This window comes from Colwellia asteriadis (assembly GCF_039523295.1).
GTDB classification, from domain to species: domain Bacteria; phylum Pseudomonadota; class Gammaproteobacteria; order Enterobacterales; family Alteromonadaceae; genus Colwellia; species Colwellia asteriadis.
Map to the genome: position 1 here is coordinate 468,901 of NZ_BAAAFA010000001.1, position 22,998 is coordinate 491,898.

Here is a 22,998-nt window from a genome sequence, read left to right on the forward strand (position 1 = left end):
AAGGGGCCAAATTGTTTTTTAAATATGCAAGTTGCATAAGCAAATCATATTAACGGCAATACCGTTTTATTGCAAGGCGTTAAACCTTGTTCTACACTCTTTCAAATACACTAGCTCTTACTATACCACATAAGAACGGGGGACCTGCCGATTATGAGTCGGATGCTCTAACCAACTGAGCTAAGGGGCCACAAATCCATCACTTGGTTTGGTGATGTTGCTTAACAAATAGGATAATTCATTGAAGCGCGGGCAGTATAAGCATTTTTTATTTTATTGTCACCTAAAGAGCTTTAAATATTTTATTCTTTTTTACTGTTAGCTTATTTGTTAAGCAAATAAGCTAACTCGTGGGCTTATTACACTTTAAAATGCGATAGAAATACCGGCATTCACCTCGCTTTGCACCCAAATATCACTGGAGATTGAAATTAAACAATTGTTTTGATCACAAAAAATACTACTGTCTGAATTAAAGAAAGTACCATATACACGACCACTTAATTGAAAATTTACATTGTCAGTAATCGGCAGTTTTGTCATTAAACCAATATTCATTGAAAAGCGAGTTTCACTGTCAAGTTGGCTGTCTTGTGGTGATAAATACGTTAAGCCTAAGCCTCCTGTAACATACATAGGCACTAATCCTTGCGATATAGCAACATTGCCACCTAAATGAGCATAGGTTATGCCTAGTTCATCATTTGATGGAATAAAATCGCTATGTTGGGAAAAGTTGGTTTGATAGTGGCTAATTAAAAACTCACCTTGTCTAAATTTATCGTATTTCCAAGCAGTAAGTAAGCCGTAACTCACTTCATCTATTAATTTAAGGTTAGAGGTTTTACTGTTGTTGGTAACATCAAAATCACCACCAAAGCGATAACCTATTAAAGGGGTCATTTCGAAGTTGTTTTCTTGTGCCGCAAAGGCAGGTGCGGCAAGTAAAGCACTAAAAGCAATCGTGATTAATGTACGTAACATAATAACTCTATTAATAAGCAATAAGTTTGGTGAAAAGTTTACAGGGTTTTCGGTTAAAAAACAGCAGCTTTTCATTTTATATACTGACATAAAAAAAAGAGTAAACTAGCTTAACTAATTTACTCTTTTATAACTTACACTAAATATTACACAGTGTATTTTATCTAGGTATTATTCACCGTCTAAGAAGCTTTTTAATTGCTCTGAACGTGATGGGTGACGAAGTTTACGTAGTGCTTTCGCTTCAATTTGACGAATACGTTCACGTGTTACATCAAATTGCTTACCTACCTCTTCTAAAGTATGGTCGGTATTCATATCAATACCAAAACGCATTCTTAATACTTTAGCTTCGCGAGCTGTTAAGCCTGCTAACACTTCGTGAGTCGCACCTTTAAGGTTTTCAGCAGTTGCTGAATCTACCGGTAATTCACCACTACCATCTTCAATAAAGTCACCTAAGTGTGAATCTTCATCATCGCCAATCGGTGTTTCCATTGAGATTGGCTCTTTCGCTATTTTTAATACCTTACGAATTTTATCTTCTGGCATTATCATACGTTCAGCTAATTCTTCAGGTGTAGGCTCACGTCCCATTTCTTGTAACATTTGACGTGAAACACGATTAAGCTTGTTAATGGTTTCAATCATATGCACCGGAATACGGATAGTTCTTGCTTGGTCGGCAATAGAACGCGTAATTGCTTGGCGAATCCACCATGTGGCATATGTTGAGAATTTATAACCACGACGGTATTCAAATTTATCAACGGCTTTCATTAAGCCGATGTTACCTTCTTGAATAAGGTCAAGGAACTGCAAGCCACGGTTAGTGTATTTTTTAGCAATTGAAATAACTAAACGTAAGTTAGCTTCAACCATTTCTTTTTTAGCACGTCGTGCTTTTGCTTCACCAATTGACATACGACGGTTAATATCTTTAATACCGTGAATGTTTAAGAATGTTTCTTCTTCAACTTGGTTTAACTTATAAATACAACGCTCTACATCAAGCTCTATGTCGCCTAGTTTGGCTGAGTAGCTATGCCCTGCAGCTTTTTCTGCTTCAAACCAGTCTTTTGACGTTTCATTACCAGGGAAGATCTTAATGAAAGTTGTTTTTGGCATGCCAGCACCAACAACACAGTGCTTCATAATTAATCGTTCTTGAACACGTAATCTGTCCATCATGCTTCGCATGTTAACGACTAATTTATCAAATAATTTTGGAATTAAACGAAACTCTTTAAATACATCGGCAACCGCATCAACAGCAAGTTGTGCGTCTTTATGACCACGACCTTTTGCTTTAATCAGTTTGGTGGCATTTTCATGTGCTACGCGCAATTCAGTGAATTTTTCACGCGCTAACTCAGGATCAGGACCAGTATCTTCTTCTTCCTCATCCTCGTCATCTTCGTCGCTGTCTTCGGTATCTTCGTCTTCTAAGTCTTCTTTAGATAACTCAGATCCTACATGTGTTGCTGCAGCAGCAATATCATCATCTTCAGCATCTGGGTCTAAAAACCCGGTGATAATGTCAGTTAAACGTAATTCTTCAGCTTCATAATTGTCCCACATTTCAAGGAGATAATTAATTGCTGGCGGATACTCAGAAACACTACGTTGTACTTCTTTAATACCTTCTTCGATACGCTTCGCAATAACTATTTCACCTTTACGGGTTAATAGTTCTACCGTACCCATTTCACGCATATACATACGTACAGGATCAGTTGTGCGACCAATTTCACTTTCAACTGTGGCAAGTGCTTGAGCAGCAGCTTCAGCGGCATCTTCATCGGTATTCGCTTCACTCATCATCAAGGTATCTTGATCTGGTGCGCTTTCAAATACTTGAATACCCATATCGTTGATCATACTTACAATGTCTTCAACTTGATCTGAGTCGATTATGTCTTGTGGAAGATGATCATTAACTTGCGCAAACGTTAAATAACCTTGTTCTTTACCTTTGGTTATTAAGTCTTTAAGTCTAGATTGAGGGGCTTTGTCCATTGACGAGTGTCCACCTATGAATTATAAATATGGAATATAAATATGTGCAAATGAGAAGTCTTTCACAAATACCACACACACAATAAAGCAGGAAATTATAGCGAATTTTTTGAGCAGTTACCAGCAGATACACTGCTTAATTTTAGCGTCAAAAGCTATAAAATCCAGCCTTAATAAAAATTTATTCGTTAAGCATTCAATAATGCTTGCAGCTCTTGCTTTTCATTATGATCCATTTGCCCAAGACGTGCTTTTTGCAATAACACTTCTGTGCGTTGTTCAACAAAATTATTCAGCAATTTTTCAATACTATCTAAAAATACATCTTGCGCTGCTTCAGGCTCTATATGATGTTGCCAGCACATTAATTTAGCGAGTTGCTTACCTTGCTCTGTATCTCTAAAAAATTCTAATAGCTGTGCTGATTTTATATTGGGCTTGTCTAAACAAATTTCAAGTACCTGAATCAAAAGAGGTATGCCTGGCATAGTTAATGGGCGCAACACATCAACGTGCCCTAAGCTTTGAGCAATACTGGGTTGCTCTAACAATAAGGCAATCGCGAGTCTTACAGGCGTTACTTTAGAGCTAGTTTTAGCTTTTTGTACTGGCTTTTCTGGTTGGATATTTTTGGTGAGTTTTGTTAAAAACTGCTCGCTGCCTGTGCCAAAGTTATTTGCAATATCATTTAACATTGCATCCTTTAAGTTGCTATCAGGCAGTTTGGCTAAGTAAGGGTTAAACATTTCGACTAATGCGCCTCGCCCTTCAAATGAATTCATATCGACTTGCTGCATTAGCTGTTCAAATAAAAATTTTGATAAGGGAACTGCGCTTTCAATAATGTCTTCAAAAGCTTGCTTACCTTGCTCTCTAATTAATGAGTCGGGATCTTCACCGTCAGGTAAAAATACAAATTTCAATGAAAAACCATCTCGCATTAATGGCAGAGCATTTTCCATAGCACGCCACGCAGCGCCACGCCCTGCTTTATCGCCATCGTAACAACAAACAACATCATTAACTGTTCTAAATAATGTTTGTAGTTGCTCAAAGGTGGTTGCTGTGCCTAGTGATGCTACTGCGTAATCAACGCCATGTTGCGCCAAAGCAACCACGTCCATATAACCTTCTACTACCACTAAACGTTTAAGATCTTTGCTCGCTTGTTTGGCTTCATACAAGCCATAAAGCTCTTGCCCTTTACTGTATACGCGTGTTTCAGGGGAGTTTAAATATTTAGGTTTTTCATCACCGAGCACTCGACCACCAAAACCAATAACACGACCTCGTTTATCACGTATTGGAAACATAATACGACCACGAAATCTGTCATAAGGGCGATTTTGCTCGCCAGAAATGGCCATACCTAAATCAACCAATTGCTGATTAGCACTTTTACTGCGACCAAAAACGCTCATCATGCCGTCCCAAGCATTACTAATATAGCCAATGCCAAAGCGCTTAACGATTTCACCACTTAAGCCACGACCTTTTAAATAATCAATAGCAACGTCTTTATCATTCGCCACTTTTAATTGCTGCTGGAAAAATCGACTTACTTGTAACATCAACTCGTAATCATCTTGCTTTTGTTGATGTATTTGCTGTTGGCGGCGTTGCTCCGCTGGGCTGGCAGTGTTTTCTTCTCGTATAACCTCCATACCACAGTGTGATGCTAGCTCTTCAATAGCATCAACAAAGTCAAGACGATCAAACTCCATTAAAAATGAAATGGCGTTACCATGCTCACCACAACCAAAGCAGTGATAAAACTGTTTATCTTGGCTTACTGTAAACGATGGGGATTTTTCATTATGAAAAGGACAACAGGCTTGATAATTTTTACCGGCTTTTTTGAGCGGTACACGCGAATCAACTAGCTCAACAATATCTGCTCGTGCTAATAAATCATCTATAAACTGTCGAGATATACGTCCGGCCATACTTGATTAGTCATTCAAAAAAAATAAAATTACTGGGCTATTCTACACAAAAAGTACTGATAAAGTGCTAGCTATTTTAGCTGTGTGAATAATTATTGAGTCTGAACTCAGGTTATTTAGTGTTCAAAAAACAAAAACCGCAAGTGCTAGGCACTTGCGGTTTTTTTATAATACTTTGAAAAGTAATACTTATGCGTTAAGTGCTGCTCTAACTTGACCGCTTACTGCGCCCATGTCGGCTTTACCCTGCATTAATGGTTTTAATACTGCCATTACCTTGCCCATGTCAGCCATAGAGCTAGCACCGGTTTCGTTAATTGCATTAGCGATTAATTCATTAATTTCAGTATGACTTAATGGCTGAGGTAAGAAAAACTCTAAAGCAATAACTTCAGCAGCTTCTTTTTCAGCTAATTCATCACGACCACCTTCGCTAAACATTTTAATAGACTCTTTACGCTGTTTAACCATTTTGGTTAATACGGCAATAACATTGTCATCTGTTGCTTCGGTATTGTGATCAATCTCAGCTTGCTTAACAGCTGATAGCGCCATGCGAATAACACCAAGACGTAATTTGTCTTTAGCTCGCATAGCGACTTTCATTTCATCGTTGAGTTGTATTAGAAGTGACATCTAAATCAAGCTCTTAGATAACTATACTAAGATATTTCTTAGTACATGCGAACGCGACGAGCGTTCTCACGAGAAACTTTTTTAGCAGCACGTTTTACCGCAGCAGCTTTCTTACGTTTACGTTCCCAAGTTGGCTTTTCATAACATTCGCGACGACGAACTTCTGAAAGGATTCCTGCTTTTTCACATGAACGTTTAAAACGACGTAATGCTACGTCAAATGGTTCGTTCTCTCTTACTTTAATTACTGGCATGTACTTTTTACCTTAGTATGTATCTATAAAATCGGTATTGATTCCCGCAAAATTAACTCATTTCCCTTAGTTTTAACGCTAAGTTAGTTATATTTGCTTCATCTCCACCCGCTCTATCAAAAATTGGTGCCGTATTCTACTGCTAACGAGAGTATAAAGTAAAGGCTATTTTATCAATCTACTGAGTTAATTCTGGAGAAAAAGAGCAATGACAGGTAAAATCGCCGCTCTCTTTTTTTCTAAGGCTCAATGTTATGCGTATTTTAGGTATTGAAACCTCTTGTGATGAAACTGGTATTGCTATTTATGATGATGAGCAAGGTATTTTGGCACATCGCCTTTATAGCCAAATAGCGGTACATGCTGATTACGGTGGAGTTGTGCCTGAATTAGCATCGCGTGATCATGTCCGCAAAACAATCCCTTTAATTAAAGAAGTGCTGGCTGACGCTCAATTAACTCCACAAGATTTAGACGGTGTTGCCTACACCGCAGGCCCTGGATTAGTTGGCGCTTTACTTGTTGGCTGCTCTATCGGTCGCAGTTTAGCTTACGGTTGGGATTTACCCGCGGTGCCAGTACATCATATGGAAGGTCATTTACTTGCGCCGATGTTAGAAGATGATATTCCTGAATTTCCGTTTGTCGCATTATTAGTTTCAGGCGGACATACTATGCTGGTACGCGTTGATGCTATTGGCGAGTATAAACTATTAGGTGAGTCGGTAGACGATGCTGCCGGCGAAGCATTCGATAAAACAGCTAAGTTACTAGGCTTAGATTACCCCGGCGGTCCTGCATTATCTAAAATGGCAGAACAAGGTGTTGCTGGTCGCTTTAAATTACCACGCCCAATGACCGACAGACCCGGCTTAGATTTCAGCTTTAGCGGTTTAAAAACAGCAGCAGGTACTTTAGTTCGCAAAGAATGCACTAATTTATCAGCAGATGAACTTGCACAAACCCACGCAGATATTGCTAATGCATTTCAACAAGCGGTAGTTGATACTCTGGCAATAAAGTGCAAACGTGCTTTACAGCAAGAAGGATTAAAACGTTTGGTGATTGCCGGTGGTGTCAGCGCAAATACCAGCCTTAGAGAAAAATTAGCAATAACAACTAAAAAGCTTGGTGGTAGTGTTTTCTACCCTCGCCCTGAGTTTTGCACCGACAACGGCGCTATGATCGCTTATGCAGGTATGCAGCGTTTAAAGTCGGGTACTGATGCCGATTTAACCTTTAAGGCTAGCCCTCGCTGGTCACTCGACTCATTGCCACCAGTAAAACAAGATTAGTCAGTTGAGAGTTAAGTTAGTTGTTTATTACAGCTAACTTAACCTGAATTCGGTTTAATAGACATTTAACAAATTGAAATATCAACAAAAAATTCAAATTTTATGAGTAATTTTGCTTTCCATACCTGTTAATAATCGAGCAATATTCGCACGATGCCTAAAAATAATCAGCGCACTGAGCATTAACGTAGGGTAAACATATAAAGGTTTAAGCAAATAGACATAAATAGGTGCAAGTGACACCGTAATAATAGCGGCTAAACTTGAGTACTTAGTTACCTTAACTACCGCCAGCCATGTTGCCATTAGTAAGGCTCCTAAAGTAAAACCAATAGGAAGCAAAGTGCCTAATGCGGTAGCAACTGCCTTACCACCTTTGAAGCCAAAAAATACTGGGTACATGTGCCCTAAACAAGCAGCTACACCAACAAAGCCTAAATACAAAGGTTCAACCGCTAAAAAGTAAGCGCCCCATACCGGAATAGTGCCTTTTAATACATCAAGCATCAGCACCGTTAGTGCTACCATTTTATTTGATATACGCAACACATTAGTTGCGCCAGGGTTTTTAGAGCCGAAAGTTCTTGGGTCAGGTAAGCCTAACGCTTTGCATATTAAAATTGCACTAGAAATTGAACCTATTAAATAGGCCGCAATAATCATGGCAAGCGTTAATATCAACATATATGAGAAATCCGTTACTAAATATCTGTTAAGGCAAAGGGGTAAACTAAAAAAGTTTCGACATTTATTATTCTATCTTGTTCTGCGCTAGTTTTTCTACAGTTACACAGGTAAACTCGGCGTTTATTTTGTAAAAATATAATTAATTAGAGCATATAGTCAAACTAATAATACGTTTAAGCTTGTATGACTATGGCACGATTACCGATAAAGAGTACTAGAGAGCAATAATGGATAAAGTTTTCATCAAAGGTTTGAGCATACAAACAACGATTGGTTTTTATCAGTGGGAAAAAGAAATAAAGCAAACCTTAATAATAGACTTAGCCATGGGTTGGAATATTGCCGCAGCAGCAAAAAATGACGAATTAGCCAAAACCTTAGATTATGCGGATATTTCACTTGCCGTTGAGCGTTTTGCTAATGAAAACCCCGTTGACTTAATTGAAACCTTAGCAGAGCGTTTAGCTAACTTTTTAATGACTCAGTACCAGATTCCTTGGTTAAAGCTAAGCATTGGTAAACCCGGTGCAGTGCATAATACGCAAACGGTAGGTGTTGAAATTGAACGTGGTCAATATAACTAATGGCCACTATTTACATTTCACTTGGTAGCAACATCAATCGTGAAAAGAATGTAAAGCAAGGTATTGAAGCACTCACTAAAGCTTTTGGCACATTAACCTTATCTTCATTGTTTGAAAGTAAAGCCATCGGTTTTAGTGGCGCTGCTTTTTATAATATGGTGATTGGTATAGAAACCAATAAAAATATTGAACAAGTAACCGCCACATTAAGAGAAATAGAGTTTGCTAATGGTCGTAGCTTTGATGCGAAAAAATTTAGCCCGCGAACATTAGATTTAGATTTATTGCTTTTTGATGATTTAATATGCGAACACCCCGCACAATTACCGCGCGCAGAAATAACAACCAATGCTTTTGTTTTATGGCCATTAAGCCAAGTAGCTCCCAACTTATTGCACCCTATTTTAAACAAAAGCTACCACGAGTTATGGCAAAATTACGACAAAAAAAGCCAGCAACTAGCTATTATTGAGCCGTGTTGGTAAAACTGCATTTAATCAAAATTACACCCTATTTGCCCAATCACCGAGTTAAAGGACAACGACGCTAAATGAGTACTTTAGAAATTATTATCTTAGCTTTACTACAAGGCTTAACTGAATTTTTACCTATTTCAAGTTCGGCACATTTAATATTGCCATCGCAAATTCTAGGCTGGCAAGATCAAGGATTAGGCTTTGATGTTGCCGTACATGTTGGCAGTTTACTCGCCGTCGTGCTTTATTTTAGAAAAGAGGTTGGTGAAATGGCCGTTGCTTGGTTAGGTACGGTTAATATAGGCCCCGCAGCCAATAGCAGCCAAGCAAGCTTCGATGGTAAACTAGCTTGGTGGATTATTCTAGCCACAGTACCTGCTGGCTTATTTGGTTTATTTGGCAAAGACTATATTGAAGAGCATCTACGCTCTGCATTAGTTATTGCTGCAACCACATTACTGTTTGGCTTTTTATTAGGCTTTGCCGATGTAAAAGCCGGCCATAGAAAAGTAAATAAACCACTCGAAAAGTTAGGGCTAAAAGGCGCGATGTTAATTGGTTTAGCGCAAGCGGTTGCCCTTATTCCTGGCACATCACGATCAGGTATTACCATGACAATTGGTTTAATGCTTGGCTTAAGCCGTGATAACGCCGCACGTTTTTCATTTTTGCTCTCAATTCCAGCCATTGCCATGGCAGGTAGTTACCTTACTTTAAAATTAATACTTTCAGCAGAAGGTGTAGATTGGTATGCCATGGGGCTTGGCAGCTTACTCGCTTTTATTAGCGCTTATGCTTGTATACATTACTTTTTAATTCTAGTGAATAAAGTCGGCATGATGCCATTTGTTATTTATCGATTAATTTTAGGTGCTGGTTTATTGTGGTTTGTTTTAGCTTAATAACTAAACTTTTAACCGTGACTTCCCTTGAGAAATTGCTATATAGACGCATATAGAGACTAAACGAGACCATAAGTGGGATATACCGTGAATACAAATATGATTGAAATCACCCTAGAAAATTTTCAACAAGTTATTATTGATGAATCAAAAAACAAACTTGTGTTAGTTAGCTTTTGGGCTGAGCAAGTCCCTGAGAGTATTACGTTGCGCGATGCGCTTGCCACTAAAGTAGCCCCTTTTACAGATCATATCTTATTAGCAAGTGTTGACTGTCAAAGCCAAGGTCAAATTGCCCAGCAATTTGGTATTCAAGGTTTACCTACCGCTATTTTAGTGAAGGATAGCCAACCACTTGACGGGCTTTCTGGCCCTCAAGAAGAAGCGACTATTGCGGCATTTTTAGATAAATACCTGCCTAAAGCTGAAGATTTATTACTACAACAGGCACAGACTTTTTTAATTGAAAATAAACTCGCTGATGCACTACAAGCCATAAGTCAGGCTTACCAAGAAAACAATGAACGTGCAGATATTAAATTAGTGCTCGCTGACGTTTTATTGCAAAGCGGTAAAAATGACGAAGCAAGAGCACTGCTTGATAGCATTTTAATGGCAGATCAAGACAGCTACTACAAAGCACTAATTGCCAAGCTTGAATTAGCTGACGAAGCCGCTAACTCGCCTGAAATACAAGCATTAGAAACACAGTTAAAAAACAACCCTGACGATGCTGTATTAACGCAACAACTTGCTGCTCAGTATAACCAAGTTAATCGTAATGAAGAGGCACTGGCACTACTGTTTAATTTAGTTCGTGCTGGTGGCACTATTAACGATGATGGCAGTAATTCAGCGGTAAAAAGCCGAGAGTTATTACTTGATATATTAAAGTCATTGCCCGATGGAGATTTACTTGCCACCAAATACCGTCGCAAACTTTATACCTTAATGTATTAAGCTATAAAGCACACACAAAAGCCTTAATTGAATCAATACAATTAAGGCTTTTTTTATAGCTCAGTAATATTACTTAATTTGAGCTCGGCTCAACAAATGAAAAGTGATTTTTTCTGATATTTCAATTTGTTAAATATCTATTAAACCGAGTTCAGGTTACATAAGCGGATGTATCCGCTAACCTGCTATGGCTATAAAGTGAAATAGCGTTAAGGTAAGTGCTCACTTGCTAAATAATCGTGAGATTGCATTTCTTGCAAGCGACTTAAACAACGTTTAAATTCAAAGGCTAAACGCCCACCACTGTATAACGCTTCTAATGCAACTTCGGCTGAGATAATAAGTTTAACGTGACGCTCGTAAAACTCATCAACCAAGGCAATAAAGCGCCTAGTACTATCGTCACTGTCCACACCCATTTGTTTAACATTAGCTAATAATACCGTATGACATAATTGACTTATCTCCATATAGTCGCCTTGGCTACGGGCACTTTCACAAAGCACTGCAAAGTCAAAGTAAGCAATGCCATCACTTAGCATAACCGTCTCAAGTTCACGGTTATTAATTTCCATGCTCTGCCCAACAGTGACATTCTCGCTAGAAAGTTGCTTAAAGTAATGTTGCAAATTTTGAGTCGCTTTATCATCTAACGGGTAATGATAAATTTCGGCCTGCTCTAAAGTACGCAAACGGTAATCAACGCCACTATCAACATTAACCACCTCGGTATGTTCATTAATCAAACGAATTGCAGGTAAAAAACGTTCTCGCTGTAAACCATTACGGTATAACTCGTCAGGAACAATATTTGAAGTTGCCACTAAAATTACGTTGTGCGCAAACAACTCTTCAAACAAACCGCCTAAAATCATCGCATCAGTAATATCTGAAACAAAAAATTCATCAAAACAAATGATTCGTGTTTCTTTTGAGAATTTTTTCGCGATAATTTTTAATGGATCAGACTGCCCTGAAAGCCCTTTTAGCTCTTGATGTACTCGGTGCATAAAGCGATGAAAATGCACACGCATTTTATTTTGAAAAGGTAGACAGTCAAAAAATGTATCAACTAAATAGGTTTTTCCTCGACCAACACCGCCATAAAAGTAAACCCCTTTGATAGGCTTAACTTCTGCTTTGCTGTAAATTTTTTTCCACTGACTCATGATTTTTTTAAAACCAGCCACTTCCACAGGCTTATTCTGCAAATCTTCAAATAAGCGCTGTAAATGCTTTACTGCATTTTCTTGTGCGGCATCAAAAAGAAAATCATCTTTAAGTAAATCTTGTTTATATTTATCAAGAGGTGAAAGTGGGATCATATAAAACCTATTTTTATGTAAAACTGATAATCTTTTCGCTTGAAATCGAAAATTTTGCCAAGATATCTTAAAAATACTCAGAGAAATAATGAGCAAATACGCTTGATAGTATTGTAAACTATCATAATACCAAGTCCATTAAATTAGTTCCCTGGTTGCATTAACTCGCAATTTACATACTAAAATACAGGGAATGGGTATAATGTTATTTTTCACTCATTTTTCTAAAACAAGGTAAGGTACATTTATGAATGAACTCATCATTTTAGCCTCATTAGTTGCAGGTGGTATTATTGGTTTTTTTGCCAACCGTTTGCTTTCTTCATCAAGTAAAGAGCAACGTAAGTTAGTTGATCAAGCGACTAAAAGTGAAGCTGCATTAGAGCAATATAAATTAGACGTTGCCGACCATTTAGCCAACTCAGCAAAACTGTTAGAGCAAATGAATAGCACCTGCCAAACGGCTATGAAGCAAATGCATGAGAGTACACAGCTGTTACAGCAAGCAACTCATGTTGATGTAGAAAATATGCCTTTTTTCTCGGTTGAAACACAGCAACAATTGGCACAAACGGCTAACTTAAGACACCCTAAAGGCGACAGTAAATCTCAAGAAGAAGTTACTGAAGCCCCGCTAGATTACTCAGGAAACCCGAGTGGTTTATTTGCAGATAATACACAAACTGTTACAACTGCAAAGTAGCGAAAACTGAACTAAAGCCTTTCTGCTTAGTCTATTTCAGGGTGTAATAACTAGGTTGCTGTTTGACCTAGTAATCATCCAGTTGTTAATTTTTCGGAGAACGCTTAATTATGAAAAAACTATCCCTTGCAATAAGTGCCGCTTTACTTTCTTCAACCATGGCACTTTCTAGTTTACCTGCCGTTGCCGCATGGCCAACCTCTGTAGATGGACAAACCATGCCAAGTTTGGCGCCAATGCTAGAACATGCCACACCAGCTGTTGTTAGCATATCCGTTAAAGGTACCCATAAAGTCAAACAGCAGAATGTACCAGAGGCTTTTCAATTTTTCTTTGGTAATCGTAACCCTAACCAAGCACAACAGCGCCCCTTTAGAGGTTTAGGCTCAGGGGTAATTATTGATAGCGATAAAGGCTACATTGTTACCAACAATCACGTTATTGAAAATGCTGATGAAATTCTTATTACGCTTAAAGACGGTCGTCAGTTAACCGCTAAAAAACTCGGTAGTGATGCTGAAAGTGATATAGCATTATTACAAATTGAGGCCGATAAACTCAGTGAAATTAAGTTAGCTGACTCTGATGAATTACGTGTTGGCGATTTCACCGTTGCTATTGGTAGCCCATTTGGCTTAGGTCAAACCGTTACCTCGGGTATTGTCAGTGCGCTAGGTCGCAGCAATTTAAATATTGAAAACTTTGAAGATTTCATTCAAACCGATGCGGCTATTAATAGTGGTAATTCAGGTGGCGCTTTAGTGAACTTACGCGGTGAACTTATTGGTATAAATACCGCTATTTTAGGCCCAGGTGGTGGTAATGTTGGTATTGGCTTTGCCATTCCAAGTAATATGATGAACAACCTAGTTCAGCAAATTATTGAGTTTGGTGAAGTACGCCGCGGTATTTTAGGGGTTGCTGGGCGTAGTGTTAATAATGACATTGCGCAAGCAATGGAACTTAAAAGCAGCCAAGGTAGCTTTGTTGAACAAGTTGTTCCAGGCTCAGCAGCTGATGAGGCTGGTATAAAAGCAGGTGATGTTATTGTTGAGCTTAACGGTAAAAATATACGTACCTTCTTTGAGTTACGCGCAAAAATAAGCTCAATCGGCGCTAATAAAAAGGTTAAATTAACCGTTATTCGTGATGGTGATAAGAAAACCTTTACCGTGAAATTAAAACAATCTGAAGGCAGTAATATTGCAGCAGAGAGTATTCACCGTATGCTCGAAGGTGCGAAACTTGAAAATGATAAAAACAACAAAGGTATTATCATTGAAGAGGTAGCGCAAGGCTCTCCTGCACAAATGGTAGGATTAAAGTCCGGAGATTTAATCACAGGAATTAACCGTAGCCGTATTAAAAATATTGCGCAATTACGTGATTACTTAAAAGATAAAGAAGGTGTACTTGCCTTGAGTATCGTTCGTGATGGCCATGCTCAATATTTGATGATCCGCTAACTTTATTTTACCGATAAACTGTCGGTAATAATAAGTCAAAAAAGCCAATTACGATGACTACCTAGGTCAAGTAATTGGTTTTTTTTATGTTACACTGCTCAAATTAACCTCTCACTAAAAAGAGTTGTACTTTGAAATTATTTTCGTTATTAAAATATATACTTAGCGGTATTAGTTATGGTGTAGCATTAGCTGTATTGTTATTAATACTATTTCCTAGTATTGCACCAGGTCTACATAGTAGTGCTTTTATCAGCACATTTTTTAAAAGTGATAATAGCGAGCAAGCTCCCTTATCTTTTGCAAAAGCGGTAAGTATCGCTAGCCCTTCTGTGGTTAACATTTACTCTGAAAAGATAGAGGTTAACCCAAGGTACGGTAGGCAAGCGCGTAAAAGCACCCGCTTAGGCTCTGGTGTTATTATGGATGCAAGAGGCTTTATTTTAACTAACCTACATGTTATTCAGCAGGCTGATCTTATTAAAGTTGTTCTACAAGACGGACAACTATTACCTGCGGAACTCATTGGCTTTGATCAACATACCGATTTAGCTGTATTGCGCGTAAACGCCGACAACTTACCCGTTATAGCGCAAAAGCCTAATCAAAGTTCACTCGCGGGAGATATCGTTTTAGCTATCGGCAACCCACTAAATTTAGGTCAAACCGTTACTCAAGGCATTATTAGCGCCACTGGACGAAATGGCTTAAGTAACACCAGCTATTTAGAGTTTTTACAAATGGATGCTGCTATAAATGAAGGTAACTCAGGTGGTGCGTTAATTAATAGCAACGGCATACTGGTTGGCATTAACTCACGTAAATTTACTCAATCTGATCCTCAACTTAATATTCAAGGGATTTTCTTTGCTGTTCCTTATCAACTCGCTTATAAAGTAATGCGTCAGATTATTGAAAACGGTAAAGTAGTACGAGGTTGGTTAGGAATTTCTGTTGATAATTACCGCGTAGATATTGGTGGCTTTGTTATTGGCGAAGTGATTGAAAATGGCCCTGCAGATATTGCTAACATCAAAGCTGGTGATATTGTTTATCAAATAGGCAACCAACCTATTCATAGCATTAACCAAGCCTTAGATATTATTGCAGAAACCCCACCTAATACCGACTTAGTGTTTAAGATTTACCGTCATAGCAAAGCAATAGAAGTTGTAGTGACCATTTTAGAATTTAAAGGCTAAATTAAGAGTATAAAAAAAGCGCGATAGTATCGCGCTTTTATAGGTCATACATTTACCTAAGTAACTTAACTACTAATCTAATGTTTGTAAGTGTTTAACAAGATTTTTATAATCTTCTAAAGAATTATTACGATCTAGTTCTGATGGGTTAATACGGTATTTACCATTTACAATAACAGTAGGCACGCCAGTTAATGCTCCTTTGTCAGCCATTGTCTGTTGATTTTTCTTCAATAGTTTAGCTTTACTATTAACATTAAAGCTGTTCATTAATTTATCAAATTTTTCACCGTCGGCACCATTAAGTACAAATATATTGCGTACATCTTTTTCTGAAGCAATAACTGCACGCTGTACATGGACATAATTAAACAGCGCGCCAATAAGTTTATCGGTATTATCAAAGTGTTCAGCGACAACGGTCGCTTTAGTCACCATTTGTTGAATTTGAGGACTTGCACCACGCAAGAAATCTACATGATTACGTTCGAATACAGTATCTTCAGGCAGTTCCTTTTTTATTTCGTGCATTACAGGTTCAAATTTAAAGCAATGTCCACAATATACCGAGAAGTATTCACGTACTTCTTTTTTAGTTGAAACAGTTTCATTTACTTTAGTATATTGTTTACCTTCTGTATATTGCTCTGCACAAACAGTAATTGAAACAGCAAACAGTGGTACTAATAGGGCTAATAACGGTTTAAAAAATTTATTCATTTTACTTCCTAAGGATTCTTTAATGTAATCTATGTTAGTTTATTGTCTTAATCTTATATTACTAACTCTGTTTTTTACCTACCACAAAGCTTTTATCAAACTATACCTTCAAGGCTTGTTTACTAAGGTTTGCCCCCAATAAAACTTATGAGTATAACGGATTAAAAGTTTTGTAAGTTTAACGGTGGCAGCTGTAATGCTGACATTTGTTCTTTAAGCATTAATATTTGCTGCTCCCAATATTTCTCGGTATTAAACCAAGGAAAATTTTGTGGAAAAGCAGGATCTGACCAGCGTTTACATAACCATGCCATATAATTAACCACACGCATAGTACGTAGTGATTCTATCAAAAGTAACTCACTATTATCAAACGTAAAGAACTCTTCATAACCCATTAATAGGGTATCAAGTTGTAACAATTTATCTTGTCGGTCACCTGAGAGCATCATCCATAAGTCTTGAATGGCAGGACCCGTTCGACAATCGTCTAAATCAACAAAGTGTGGTCCTTCGTCACGCCACAAAATATTACCTGCATGGCAGTCACCATGTAGCCTAATTTGATTACGTGGTTGATACTGCTCAGCCGCAACAGTAATCACTTGATCTAAAATAGTAAAAAATGGTTTTACTAAGCCTTGGCTAACAAAACCCGAGCTCGCTATTTGTTCACGAGCCCCAAGCAGCATTTCATCACAAGTAAAACTTGGTCGGTGTACAAACGGTTTTTGCGCTGACACTGCGTGAATTCGCCCTACAAAGCGACCCATCCATTCAAGCTGGTCTAAGTTATCAACTTCAAATATGCGACCGCCTCGACAAGGGAATACCGCAAAATGATAACCTTGGTATTCAAACAAGCTTTTACCGTTAACTTTAAGTGGCGCAACAATCGGTAATTCAGCTTCAGCCAACTCAAATGAAAAGTCATGCTCTTCATGTATTTGCGCTAGCTGCCAACGCTGAGGTCGATAAAATTTAGTGACGTATTTAACTAAGTTATCATCATGAAATTGATAAACACGATTTTCATAGCTATTTAACGCCAACAAACCACTATCAACCGTAAACCCTGCGCTTTCTAAACCGTCAATAATCAAATCAGGTGATAGTGACTCAAAACTAAATACTGCCATTAACGTTTATTGAAGAAGCGACTTTCTTGCGCAACCTTCACCTCAGAGTCGGTATTTATTTGTTCTACGGTAAAAGTAATATCTGTCATGTAACCTTTTAAATCATAAGGGTCAACTGAAATACTAATTGGCAAAGTAGATGCGGTTGCCGCTTTAACCGTAATTTCTTGTGCTCCATGCCATTGAGTATTTTCTATGCCACTGACTGACAACTTATAAGTGTTATCGGTTTGTGACATGTTTAATATTTTCAAGGTGAAAACATTTTCAATTTCACCATTAAAGTTTTCTTTGGCTAGCTCTGTTCTATCACGAATAATGTCCAACGATAATGGGACACGATTAACTACTTCTAAAATCAGCATGCTACTCATAATCACCAGTAACAAGCCGTAGCCAATTAACTTGCCGCGTACTACATGTACCTTCTTATGCTTCAACTCATGCTCGGTGGTATAACGAATAAGCCCTCGAGCATAATTCATTTTATCCATAACACCATTACACGCATCAACACATGCACCACAATTAATACACTCGTACTGCAAACCATTACGAATATCTATACCGGTAGGGCAAACCTCAACACACAAGTTACAATCAATACAATCACCTAAGCCCAGCGCTTTAGGGTCTTCTTTGCGCCCGCGTGCACCTCGGCCTTCACCACGCTCTGCGTCATAAGAAACCGTTACTGTGTCTTTATCAAACATTGCTGATTGAAAACGCGCATAAGGACACATGTGTAAACAAACGGTTTCTCTCATCCAGCCTGCATTACCGTATGTTGCCAACGCGAAAAAGGCGAGCACACCTGCCATCCCCAAAGAAATATTAAAAGTGAAGGTATCAATAAACAACGATTGCATTGGAGAAAAGTAGCCGGCAAAGGTCATTGCGGTTAATAGCGAGAAAAATAGCCAAGCACTATGCTTTAAAGCTTTTCTGATAAACTTATTCGCATTCATTTTTTGCTTATCAAGCTTTCTACGCTGATTAGCTGTGCCCTCTATTTTTTCTTCAAACCAAATAAAAATAAAGGTCCATACGGTTTGCGGACACATATAGCCACACCAAACACGCCCTAAAAAGGTAGTAACAAAAAACAGTAAAAAGGCACTAAAAATGAAAATCCACGCTAAAAGCGTCAAATCTTGTGGCCATAATGTTAAGCCCCACAAGGTAAAGCGCTGCTCTGTAATATCAAACAGTACCGCTTGTTGCCCGTTATATTGCAACCACGGAATAATCGCAAACACCGCAAAAAAGATTATATTCATGCGCTGTCTTAGTTTTTGAAAGAAGCCCGAGACTTTACGGACATAAATTTGGTCACCCGGCTTGTAACGATCTTTGCCCGTATTTTTTTGCCCGTGTATTTTAATATTTTTCACTGGAATATGCTGTGATACAGCATTATCTTTGCTCTTATTTGACGATGAGGATGATTGGTCGTTTGCTCTCACGATAAATCCTTGATAAATGAGTGATACACTTTGTTTTAGTGCTTTTATTGACTAGGCAGTCGTAACAGGAAATTAATTGCCCTAAATCACTGAATTAATATAACATAATAACTTACTCAATATTATAAGACATTGTATGAAAAAATTATTGATCTTAATCGTCGCCATTGCGATTTATTTGCACTTTTATCCTAACGCTGAAGTGACTAATTTTTATAACCAAAAAAAGGAATATTTATTAGATCAGTTTGCTGAGCTTAGCGATACCAAAGTCCGCTTAAAGGCTGAGAAAATATATACCGACCTAGAGCCTAAGATGACCGCTTATTCTCCAGAAGAAATAGCGCAAGTAAAGTCTATTACCTCTTCTCGTGCAAATGTTAAGGAGTTTTATCATAATATTTGCCAAACAGAGACGCGTGATATCGTGCTACATCTCAAACATCAAAAACAAGTTTGCCAAGTAATTTCTAACTATACCAATATGTTTTAGTATTGCGCATTATCAAAAAAGCCTTAACAAAGGTAATTTGTTAAGGCTTTTGACATAAATTTTTATGTTAACTCGTATGTAAAAAAACTAGTATTTTGAAAGGCGTGCTAACAGCTGAGAAAAATCATCAGCACTCTCCAGCTCTTGTTTATGCGATGTATCTCGTATTACCCAACGGCCATTTACCATAACATCACAAACTGGGCTTTGCTGGCTTGCAAAAATAACACTATCAAGTAAGTGTTTATTATCATGAGCAAACAATTGCGTTTTACGACCATCTAGCACGACTAAATCAGCTTGCATCCCGACAGCTAAAAGGCCTGTATTAGCATTGGTACTTTGAGCGCCACCCTGTGCTGCGCGTTGCCATAAATTTTGACCTACCGAGGCTTGCTCGTTATTCGCTAAAATAGCACGTTGTTGCTTAATTAAGCGCTGTGCATATTCTAACCAACGTAACTCTTCAATGGGGTTAACTGAAATATGACTATCAGAGCCTATCGCAAAGGTGCCTTGCTCGGCTAAAAATTCAGTCGTTGGAAAAATACCATCGCCCAAATTTGCTTCTGTGGTAGGGCAAATCCCCGCAATAGCTTTAGTTGCAATAATACCTTTTCGCTCATCTTCATTAATATGCGTTGCGTGGATTAAACACCAATGTTGATCAAGTGAGGCGTTATCAAGTAGCCACTGTACTGGACGTTTCCCATAATGCGCTAAGCAATCATCAACTTCTTTTTGCTGTTCACTAATGTGAATATGAATAGGCGCTTTGGCATCTAAAGCACGCACATGCTGAACAGCTTCAGTTAACGACTGTTTATCAACCGCTCGTAATGAGTGTGGCGCAATACCAACGTTCGTATTAGCGTACTGCTCACTTAAGACAAAACACTCAGTCACTAATTGATTAAACTGCTCGGTAGAATTAATAAAACGTTTTTGACCATCGTTAGCTGCTTGAGCGCCAAAGCCGCTGTATTGATACAATACCGGCAGCATGGTTAAGCCAATACCTGACTCGCTTGCCGCTTTAAATATTGATTCAGCCATAGTGCTTAAGCCAGAGCTATTAGCTAAATCACTAGTATTTTCATAGCAACTGCCATCAATTTCATGATGAAGATAGTGAAACTCAGCAACACGGGTATAGCCCATTTTAAGCATTTCTATATAAAGCTGTTTAGCGATCACTTTAGCGTCATGCTCAGTTAGCTGCGCTAAAAATTGATACATAATTTTTCGCCAAGTCCAAAAACTATCTTGTCCTTCGCTGCCCTGCTCGCTAAAACCAGCAAATGCTCGCTGAAATGCATGAGAATGACAGTTAACCATACCGGGGATAACAGCCCCTTTGGCAACTTCGGCACCTTCAACAAAACCTGCCTCAATAGCAGTGATTATACCGTTTTCAATGGTAAGGGTTTGTTGCTTTGCCCAACCCGCCTGTAACAAAATATTGTCTGCGTATAATTTCATTATTATCTTCTATATCTAAAGGTTTACTTGGCAAAGTTAGCCAAGCATTTAACAAAGCTCGCTAATTTAAGCTTTACCTGAGTAGCCTTCTCTTCATTATAATGATCACTTGGCTCGTCCATATAAGTATGTTGCGACAGCTCTAACTGAATAGCGTGAATATTATTAGCTGGGTCGCCATAAGCCCTAGTTATATAGCCCCCTTTAAAGCGACCATTAACAACACTGGTGTATGGTGACAAATCAAGCTGTTGAATTTTTTCAATAAGATCATCACTACAGCTTTTACCATCAGCATTACCAAAGTTAAAATCTGGTAGCTGCCCTTCAAAAAAGCGAGGCACGTGAGACAAAATAGAGTGGGCATCCAATAAAACTACTTTGCCGAACTCTTGTTTCATTTCAGCTAAGGTTGTAGCTATTGCTTGATGATAAGGTTGCCAATATTGCTCAATTCTGCGACTTATTTCAGCTTCACTTGGTGTTTGTTGCGGTAAATATAACGGGCTATTATCAAAGGCTGTGGTTGGGCACAGTTCGGTACTGTTGGCACCAGGGTATAAATTAACACCGGAAATATCTCTATTTAAGTCAATAACATAACGACTATATTTAGGTTTAATAATACTAATCCCTAACTCAAGAGCAAAGTCATAGAGTTTGTCCATATACCAGTCAGTATCAGGAACCTGCTTTGCAGTTTCGGTCATAGTGTTCGCTATTTCACTAGCAATTGCCTGGCCATTATGTGGCATGCTAATTAACATGCCAATGCTACCCTTATCTATTGTGTAACTTGAATTCATCGGTGCCACCAAATTGTATATACAACTTTAATATCGCTAATTTATCACGCAGTAGTGCTTACTAGCAAACCCTTAATACTTATTTATCGCTGCTACAAGTATCTTATTCTTTATAGCGTACTAAACTAAGCTAGCCACTATGAGTAAAGACAACAATTGAAGACAAAAAACATTATCGGCTTGGTCTATGTGTTGAATAAAATATTAAACCGCTCATTAATAGGTAAAACCTATCGTAATGAATGGTATTTACAATTTTATATTTAACTTGAATATCAACATAATAGTCCCAAGTTAATTATTAGCGTTAACATTTTAAACCACCTTGGAGCACACTATGTTTAAAGATATGACAGGTCAAAAAGTACCATCGGTTACCTTTCCAATAAGAGCAGAAGATGATTGGAGCCAACGTGACAGCAAGGAAATTTTCTCAGGTAAAACCGTTATTGTTTTCTCATTGCCTGGCGCATTCACGCCAACATGCTCATCTTCTCATTTACCTCGTTACAACGAATTAGCCCCTAAGTTTTTTGAAAATGGTATTGATGAAATCGTTTGTGTATCAGTAAACGATACGTTTGTTATGAACGCTTGGGCAAGTGACCAACACGCTAACAACATTAGCTTTATTCCTGATGGTAATGGTGACTTTACTGACGGCATGGGCTTATTAGTTGACAAAAAAGCCATTGGTTTTGGTAAGCGCAGCTGGCGTTATGCAATGCTAGTAAAAGATGGCGTTGTTGAAAAAATGTTTATTGAGCCAGACTTACCAGGCGACCCGTTTGAAGTATCTGATGCTGATACTATGCTTAACTTTATTAACCCTGAGGCATTACCAAAAGCTAACGTAGCCATGTTTACTAAGCCAGGTTGTTCATACTGCACTAAAGCTAAAGCGTTATTAGCTGAGCAAGGTTTAAGTTATGAAGAGCTAGTACTCGGCGAAAACACATCACTTTCTGCGATGCGCGCTATTAGTAACGGTGACACTACGCCACAAATATTTATTGATGGGAAGCACATTGGCGGCCATGATGAATTAGTTAAACACTTTGCCTAAGCAAAGTTGATAAAACTCTAAACACAATAGTGGTATACTCACCCTATTGTGTTTTATTTTTTAAAGTTTCTCATCATGGATAACCAACCTTATAACCCACTACATGGCATTACCTTAAAAGCCATAGTTACCGACCTAGAAGCCTACTTTGGTTTTGAAGCGCTCGGTAAAGAAATTAAAATTAAATGCTTCACTGACAACCCGAGTATTAACTCAAGCTTAAAGTTTTTACGCAAAACACCATGGGCACGTGAAAAAGTTGAACAACTTTATATCAAAAATAAACATAAGCTATCTCAATAACACGTTTTAATAAAAATAACTAAGCGCTTTCACTATAACGTTTGTTTAGCTACTTATAGCAATAAGGGCTATGAAAACGCTAGT

Annotated in this window: 23 protein-coding genes; 11 read left to right on the forward strand and 12 right to left on the reverse strand. The window is 38.2% G+C overall.

Translation table 11 applies throughout. The features are described from left to right. Positions 1-366: 366 nt before the first annotated feature. The 5 genes from ABD005_RS01920 to rpsU all read right to left on the reverse strand — a co-directional run bounded on the left by ABD005_RS01920 (position 367) and on the right by rpsU (position 5,839). A complete protein-coding gene (locus ABD005_RS01920; RefSeq protein WP_343814355.1) occupies positions 367-984 on the reverse strand; it encodes a hypothetical protein in 618 nt (205 codons plus the stop codon). A gap of 171 nt (positions 985-1,155) precedes the next feature. Beyond that, positions 1,156-3,003, reverse strand: coding sequence for an RNA polymerase sigma factor RpoD (gene rpoD / locus ABD005_RS01925; RefSeq protein ID WP_215980247.1), 1,848 nt, complete (start codon positions 3,001-3,003; stop codon positions 1,156-1,158). Between the two features lie 188 nt (positions 3,004-3,191). Continuing rightward, positions 3,192-4,949 carry a DNA primase gene (gene dnaG / locus ABD005_RS01930; protein WP_343814357.1) on the reverse strand — a complete coding sequence of 586 codons (1,758 nt, stop codon included), beginning with the start codon at positions 4,947-4,949 and terminating at the stop codon, positions 3,192-3,194. A 189-nt stretch (positions 4,950-5,138) separates the two neighbouring features. Beyond that, on the reverse strand, positions 5,139-5,585 hold the full coding sequence (locus ABD005_RS01935) for a GatB/YqeY domain-containing protein (protein ID WP_215980245.1): 447 nt from the start codon (positions 5,583-5,585) through the stop codon (positions 5,139-5,141). A 38-nt stretch (positions 5,586-5,623) separates the two neighbouring features. Beyond that, a complete protein-coding gene (gene rpsU, locus ABD005_RS01940; protein WP_076420232.1) occupies positions 5,624-5,839 on the reverse strand; it encodes a 30S ribosomal protein S21 in 216 nt (71 codons plus the stop codon). Positions 5,840-6,093: 254 nt separating this feature from the next. Here rpsU and tsaD point away from each other — a divergent pair, with 254 nt between their 5' ends. Next, positions 6,094-7,134: a tRNA (adenosine(37)-N6)-threonylcarbamoyltransferase complex transferase subunit TsaD gene (gene tsaD / locus ABD005_RS01945; protein WP_343814371.1), complete on the forward strand. Its 1,041-nt coding sequence runs from the start codon at positions 6,094-6,096 to the stop codon at positions 7,132-7,134. Positions 7,135-7,227: 93 nt separating this feature from the next. On the opposite strand, the gene plsY is transcribed toward tsaD, so the two are convergent. Then, positions 7,228-7,818: a glycerol-3-phosphate 1-O-acyltransferase PlsY gene (gene plsY / locus ABD005_RS01950; protein ID WP_343814374.1), complete on the reverse strand. Its 591-nt coding sequence runs from the start codon at positions 7,816-7,818 to the stop codon at positions 7,228-7,230. Positions 7,819-8,048: 230 nt separating this feature from the next. Between plsY and folB the strand changes: the two genes are divergently transcribed. From folB to ABD005_RS01970, 4 genes are all read left to right on the forward strand, one after another. After that, positions 8,049-8,405, forward strand: a complete 357-nt coding sequence (folB, locus tag ABD005_RS01955) for a dihydroneopterin aldolase (protein WP_215980242.1) — start codon at positions 8,049-8,051, stop codon at positions 8,403-8,405. Continuing rightward, positions 8,405-8,890: a 2-amino-4-hydroxy-6-hydroxymethyldihydropteridine diphosphokinase gene (gene folK, locus ABD005_RS01960; RefSeq protein WP_343814378.1), complete on the forward strand. Its 486-nt coding sequence runs from the start codon at positions 8,405-8,407 to the stop codon at positions 8,888-8,890. The genes folB and folK overlap by 1 nt, the downstream gene beginning before the upstream one ends. A gap of 65 nt (positions 8,891-8,955) precedes the next feature. Next, positions 8,956-9,783: an undecaprenyl-diphosphate phosphatase gene (locus tag ABD005_RS01965; protein ID WP_343814380.1), complete on the forward strand. Its 828-nt coding sequence runs from the start codon at positions 8,956-8,958 to the stop codon at positions 9,781-9,783. An 87-nt stretch (positions 9,784-9,870) separates the two neighbouring features. Beyond that, positions 9,871-10,743, forward strand: a complete 873-nt coding sequence (locus ABD005_RS01970; protein ID WP_343814382.1) for a co-chaperone YbbN — start codon at positions 9,871-9,873, stop codon at positions 10,741-10,743. A gap of 209 nt (positions 10,744-10,952) precedes the next feature. On the opposite strand, the gene zapE is transcribed toward ABD005_RS01970, so the two are convergent. After that, positions 10,953-12,068: a cell division protein ZapE gene (gene zapE, locus ABD005_RS01975; protein ID WP_343814385.1), complete on the reverse strand. Its 1,116-nt coding sequence runs from the start codon at positions 12,066-12,068 to the stop codon at positions 10,953-10,955. A 247-nt stretch (positions 12,069-12,315) separates the two neighbouring features. Between zapE and ABD005_RS01980 the strand changes: the two genes are divergently transcribed. The 3 genes from ABD005_RS01980 to ABD005_RS01990 all read left to right on the forward strand — a co-directional run bounded on the left by ABD005_RS01980 (position 12,316) and on the right by ABD005_RS01990 (position 15,439). After that, on the forward strand, positions 12,316-12,771 hold the full coding sequence (locus ABD005_RS01980) for a Z-ring associated ZapG family protein (RefSeq protein WP_343814388.1): 456 nt from the start codon (positions 12,316-12,318) through the stop codon (positions 12,769-12,771). A gap of 110 nt (positions 12,772-12,881) precedes the next feature. Then, positions 12,882-14,237, forward strand: a complete 1,356-nt coding sequence (locus tag ABD005_RS01985; protein ID WP_343814391.1) for a Do family serine endopeptidase — start codon at positions 12,882-12,884, stop codon at positions 14,235-14,237. Between the two features lie 131 nt (positions 14,238-14,368). Further along, a complete protein-coding gene (locus ABD005_RS01990) occupies positions 14,369-15,439 on the forward strand; it encodes a trypsin-like peptidase domain-containing protein (protein WP_215980236.1) in 1,071 nt (356 codons plus the stop codon). Positions 15,440-15,511: 72 nt separating this feature from the next. Here ABD005_RS01990 and ABD005_RS01995 read toward each other — a convergent pair whose 3' ends face one another. From ABD005_RS01995 to ccoG, 3 genes are all read right to left on the reverse strand, one after another. After that, positions 15,512-16,159: a thiol:disulfide interchange protein DsbA/DsbL gene (locus tag ABD005_RS01995; protein WP_343814395.1), complete on the reverse strand. Its 648-nt coding sequence runs from the start codon at positions 16,157-16,159 to the stop codon at positions 15,512-15,514. Positions 16,160-16,320: 161 nt separating this feature from the next. Then, the gene (locus ABD005_RS02000) at positions 16,321-17,298 is read right to left on the reverse strand and encodes a serine/threonine protein kinase (protein ID WP_343814397.1); all 978 of its coding nucleotides are present in this window, start codon (positions 17,296-17,298) and stop codon (positions 16,321-16,323) included. Then, the gene (gene ccoG, locus ABD005_RS02005; RefSeq protein WP_343814401.1) at positions 17,298-18,764 is read right to left on the reverse strand and encodes a cytochrome c oxidase accessory protein CcoG; all 1,467 of its coding nucleotides are present in this window, start codon (positions 18,762-18,764) and stop codon (positions 17,298-17,300) included. The genes ABD005_RS02000 and ccoG overlap by 1 nt, the downstream gene beginning before the upstream one ends. A gap of 136 nt (positions 18,765-18,900) precedes the next feature. Between ccoG and ABD005_RS02010 the strand changes: the two genes are divergently transcribed. After that, positions 18,901-19,257 (forward strand): hypothetical protein, encoded by a 357-nt coding sequence (locus ABD005_RS02010; RefSeq protein WP_215980232.1) that lies wholly within the window; start codon positions 18,901-18,903, stop codon positions 19,255-19,257. 87 nt (positions 19,258-19,344) lie between these two features. On the opposite strand, the gene ABD005_RS02015 is transcribed toward ABD005_RS02010, so the two are convergent. Continuing rightward, complete coding sequence (locus tag ABD005_RS02015; RefSeq protein WP_343814405.1) at positions 19,345-20,739, reverse strand: formimidoylglutamate deiminase; 1,395 nt, start codon at positions 20,737-20,739, stop codon at positions 19,345-19,347. Positions 20,740-20,762: 23 nt separating this feature from the next. Then, a complete protein-coding gene (gene hutG, locus ABD005_RS02020; protein ID WP_343814408.1) occupies positions 20,763-21,545 on the reverse strand; it encodes an N-formylglutamate deformylase in 783 nt (260 codons plus the stop codon). Positions 21,546-21,882: 337 nt separating this feature from the next. Here hutG and ABD005_RS02025 point away from each other — a divergent pair, with 337 nt between their 5' ends. Then, positions 21,883-22,611: a glutathione peroxidase gene (locus ABD005_RS02025; protein WP_215980229.1), complete on the forward strand. Its 729-nt coding sequence runs from the start codon at positions 21,883-21,885 to the stop codon at positions 22,609-22,611. Positions 22,612-22,686: 75 nt separating this feature from the next. Next, entirely contained in the window at positions 22,687-22,914 is a 228-nt protein-coding gene (locus ABD005_RS02030; protein ID WP_215980228.1) for a VF530 family protein, read from the forward strand. The last annotated feature ends 84 nt before the right edge of the window (positions 22,915-22,998 follow it).

Bases quoted from the DNA above. Each gene is read 5' to 3' on its own strand.
- ABD005_RS01920 (WP_343814355.1), bottom strand. From the start codon at position 984: ATGTTACGTACATTAATCACGATTGCTTTTAGTGCTTTACTTGCCGCA.
- rpoD (WP_215980247.1), bottom strand. From the start codon at position 3,003: ATGGACAAAGCCCCTCAATCTAGACTTAAAGACTTAATAACCAAAGGT.
- dnaG (WP_343814357.1), bottom strand. From the start codon at position 4,949: ATGGCCGGACGTATATCTCGACAGTTTATAGATGATTTATTAGCACGA.
- ABD005_RS01935 (WP_215980245.1), bottom strand. From the start codon at position 5,585: ATGTCACTTCTAATACAACTCAACGATGAAATGAAAGTCGCTATGCGA.
- rpsU (WP_076420232.1), bottom strand. From the start codon at position 5,839: ATGCCAGTAATTAAAGTAAGAGAGAACGAACCATTTGACGTAGCATTA.
- tsaD (WP_343814371.1), top strand. From the start codon at position 6,094: ATGCGTATTTTAGGTATTGAAACCTCTTGTGATGAAACTGGTATTGCT.
- plsY (WP_343814374.1), bottom strand. From the start codon at position 7,818: ATGTTGATATTAACGCTTGCCATGATTATTGCGGCCTATTTAATAGGT.
- folB (WP_215980242.1), top strand. From the start codon at position 8,049: ATGGATAAAGTTTTCATCAAAGGTTTGAGCATACAAACAACGATTGGT.
- folK (WP_343814378.1), top strand. From the start codon at position 8,405: ATGGCCACTATTTACATTTCACTTGGTAGCAACATCAATCGTGAAAAG.
- ABD005_RS01965 (WP_343814380.1), top strand. From the start codon at position 8,956: ATGAGTACTTTAGAAATTATTATCTTAGCTTTACTACAAGGCTTAACT.
- zapE (WP_343814385.1), bottom strand. From the start codon at position 12,068: ATGATCCCACTTTCACCTCTTGATAAATATAAACAAGATTTACTTAAA.
- ABD005_RS01980 (WP_343814388.1), top strand. From the start codon at position 12,316: ATGAATGAACTCATCATTTTAGCCTCATTAGTTGCAGGTGGTATTATT.
- ABD005_RS01985 (WP_343814391.1), top strand. From the start codon at position 12,882: ATGAAAAAACTATCCCTTGCAATAAGTGCCGCTTTACTTTCTTCAACC.
- ABD005_RS01995 (WP_343814395.1), bottom strand. From the start codon at position 16,159: ATGAATAAATTTTTTAAACCGTTATTAGCCCTATTAGTACCACTGTTT.
- ABD005_RS02000 (WP_343814397.1), bottom strand. From the start codon at position 17,298: ATGGCAGTATTTAGTTTTGAGTCACTATCACCTGATTTGATTATTGAC.
- ABD005_RS02010 (WP_215980232.1), top strand. From the start codon at position 18,901: ATGAAAAAATTATTGATCTTAATCGTCGCCATTGCGATTTATTTGCAC.
- ABD005_RS02015 (WP_343814405.1), bottom strand. From the start codon at position 20,739: ATGAAATTATACGCAGACAATATTTTGTTACAGGCGGGTTGGGCAAAG.
- hutG (WP_343814408.1), bottom strand. From the start codon at position 21,545: ATGAATTCAAGTTACACAATAGATAAGGGTAGCATTGGCATGTTAATT.
- ABD005_RS02025 (WP_215980229.1), top strand. From the start codon at position 21,883: ATGTTTAAAGATATGACAGGTCAAAAAGTACCATCGGTTACCTTTCCA.
- ABD005_RS02030 (WP_215980228.1), top strand. From the start codon at position 22,687: ATGGATAACCAACCTTATAACCCACTACATGGCATTACCTTAAAAGCC.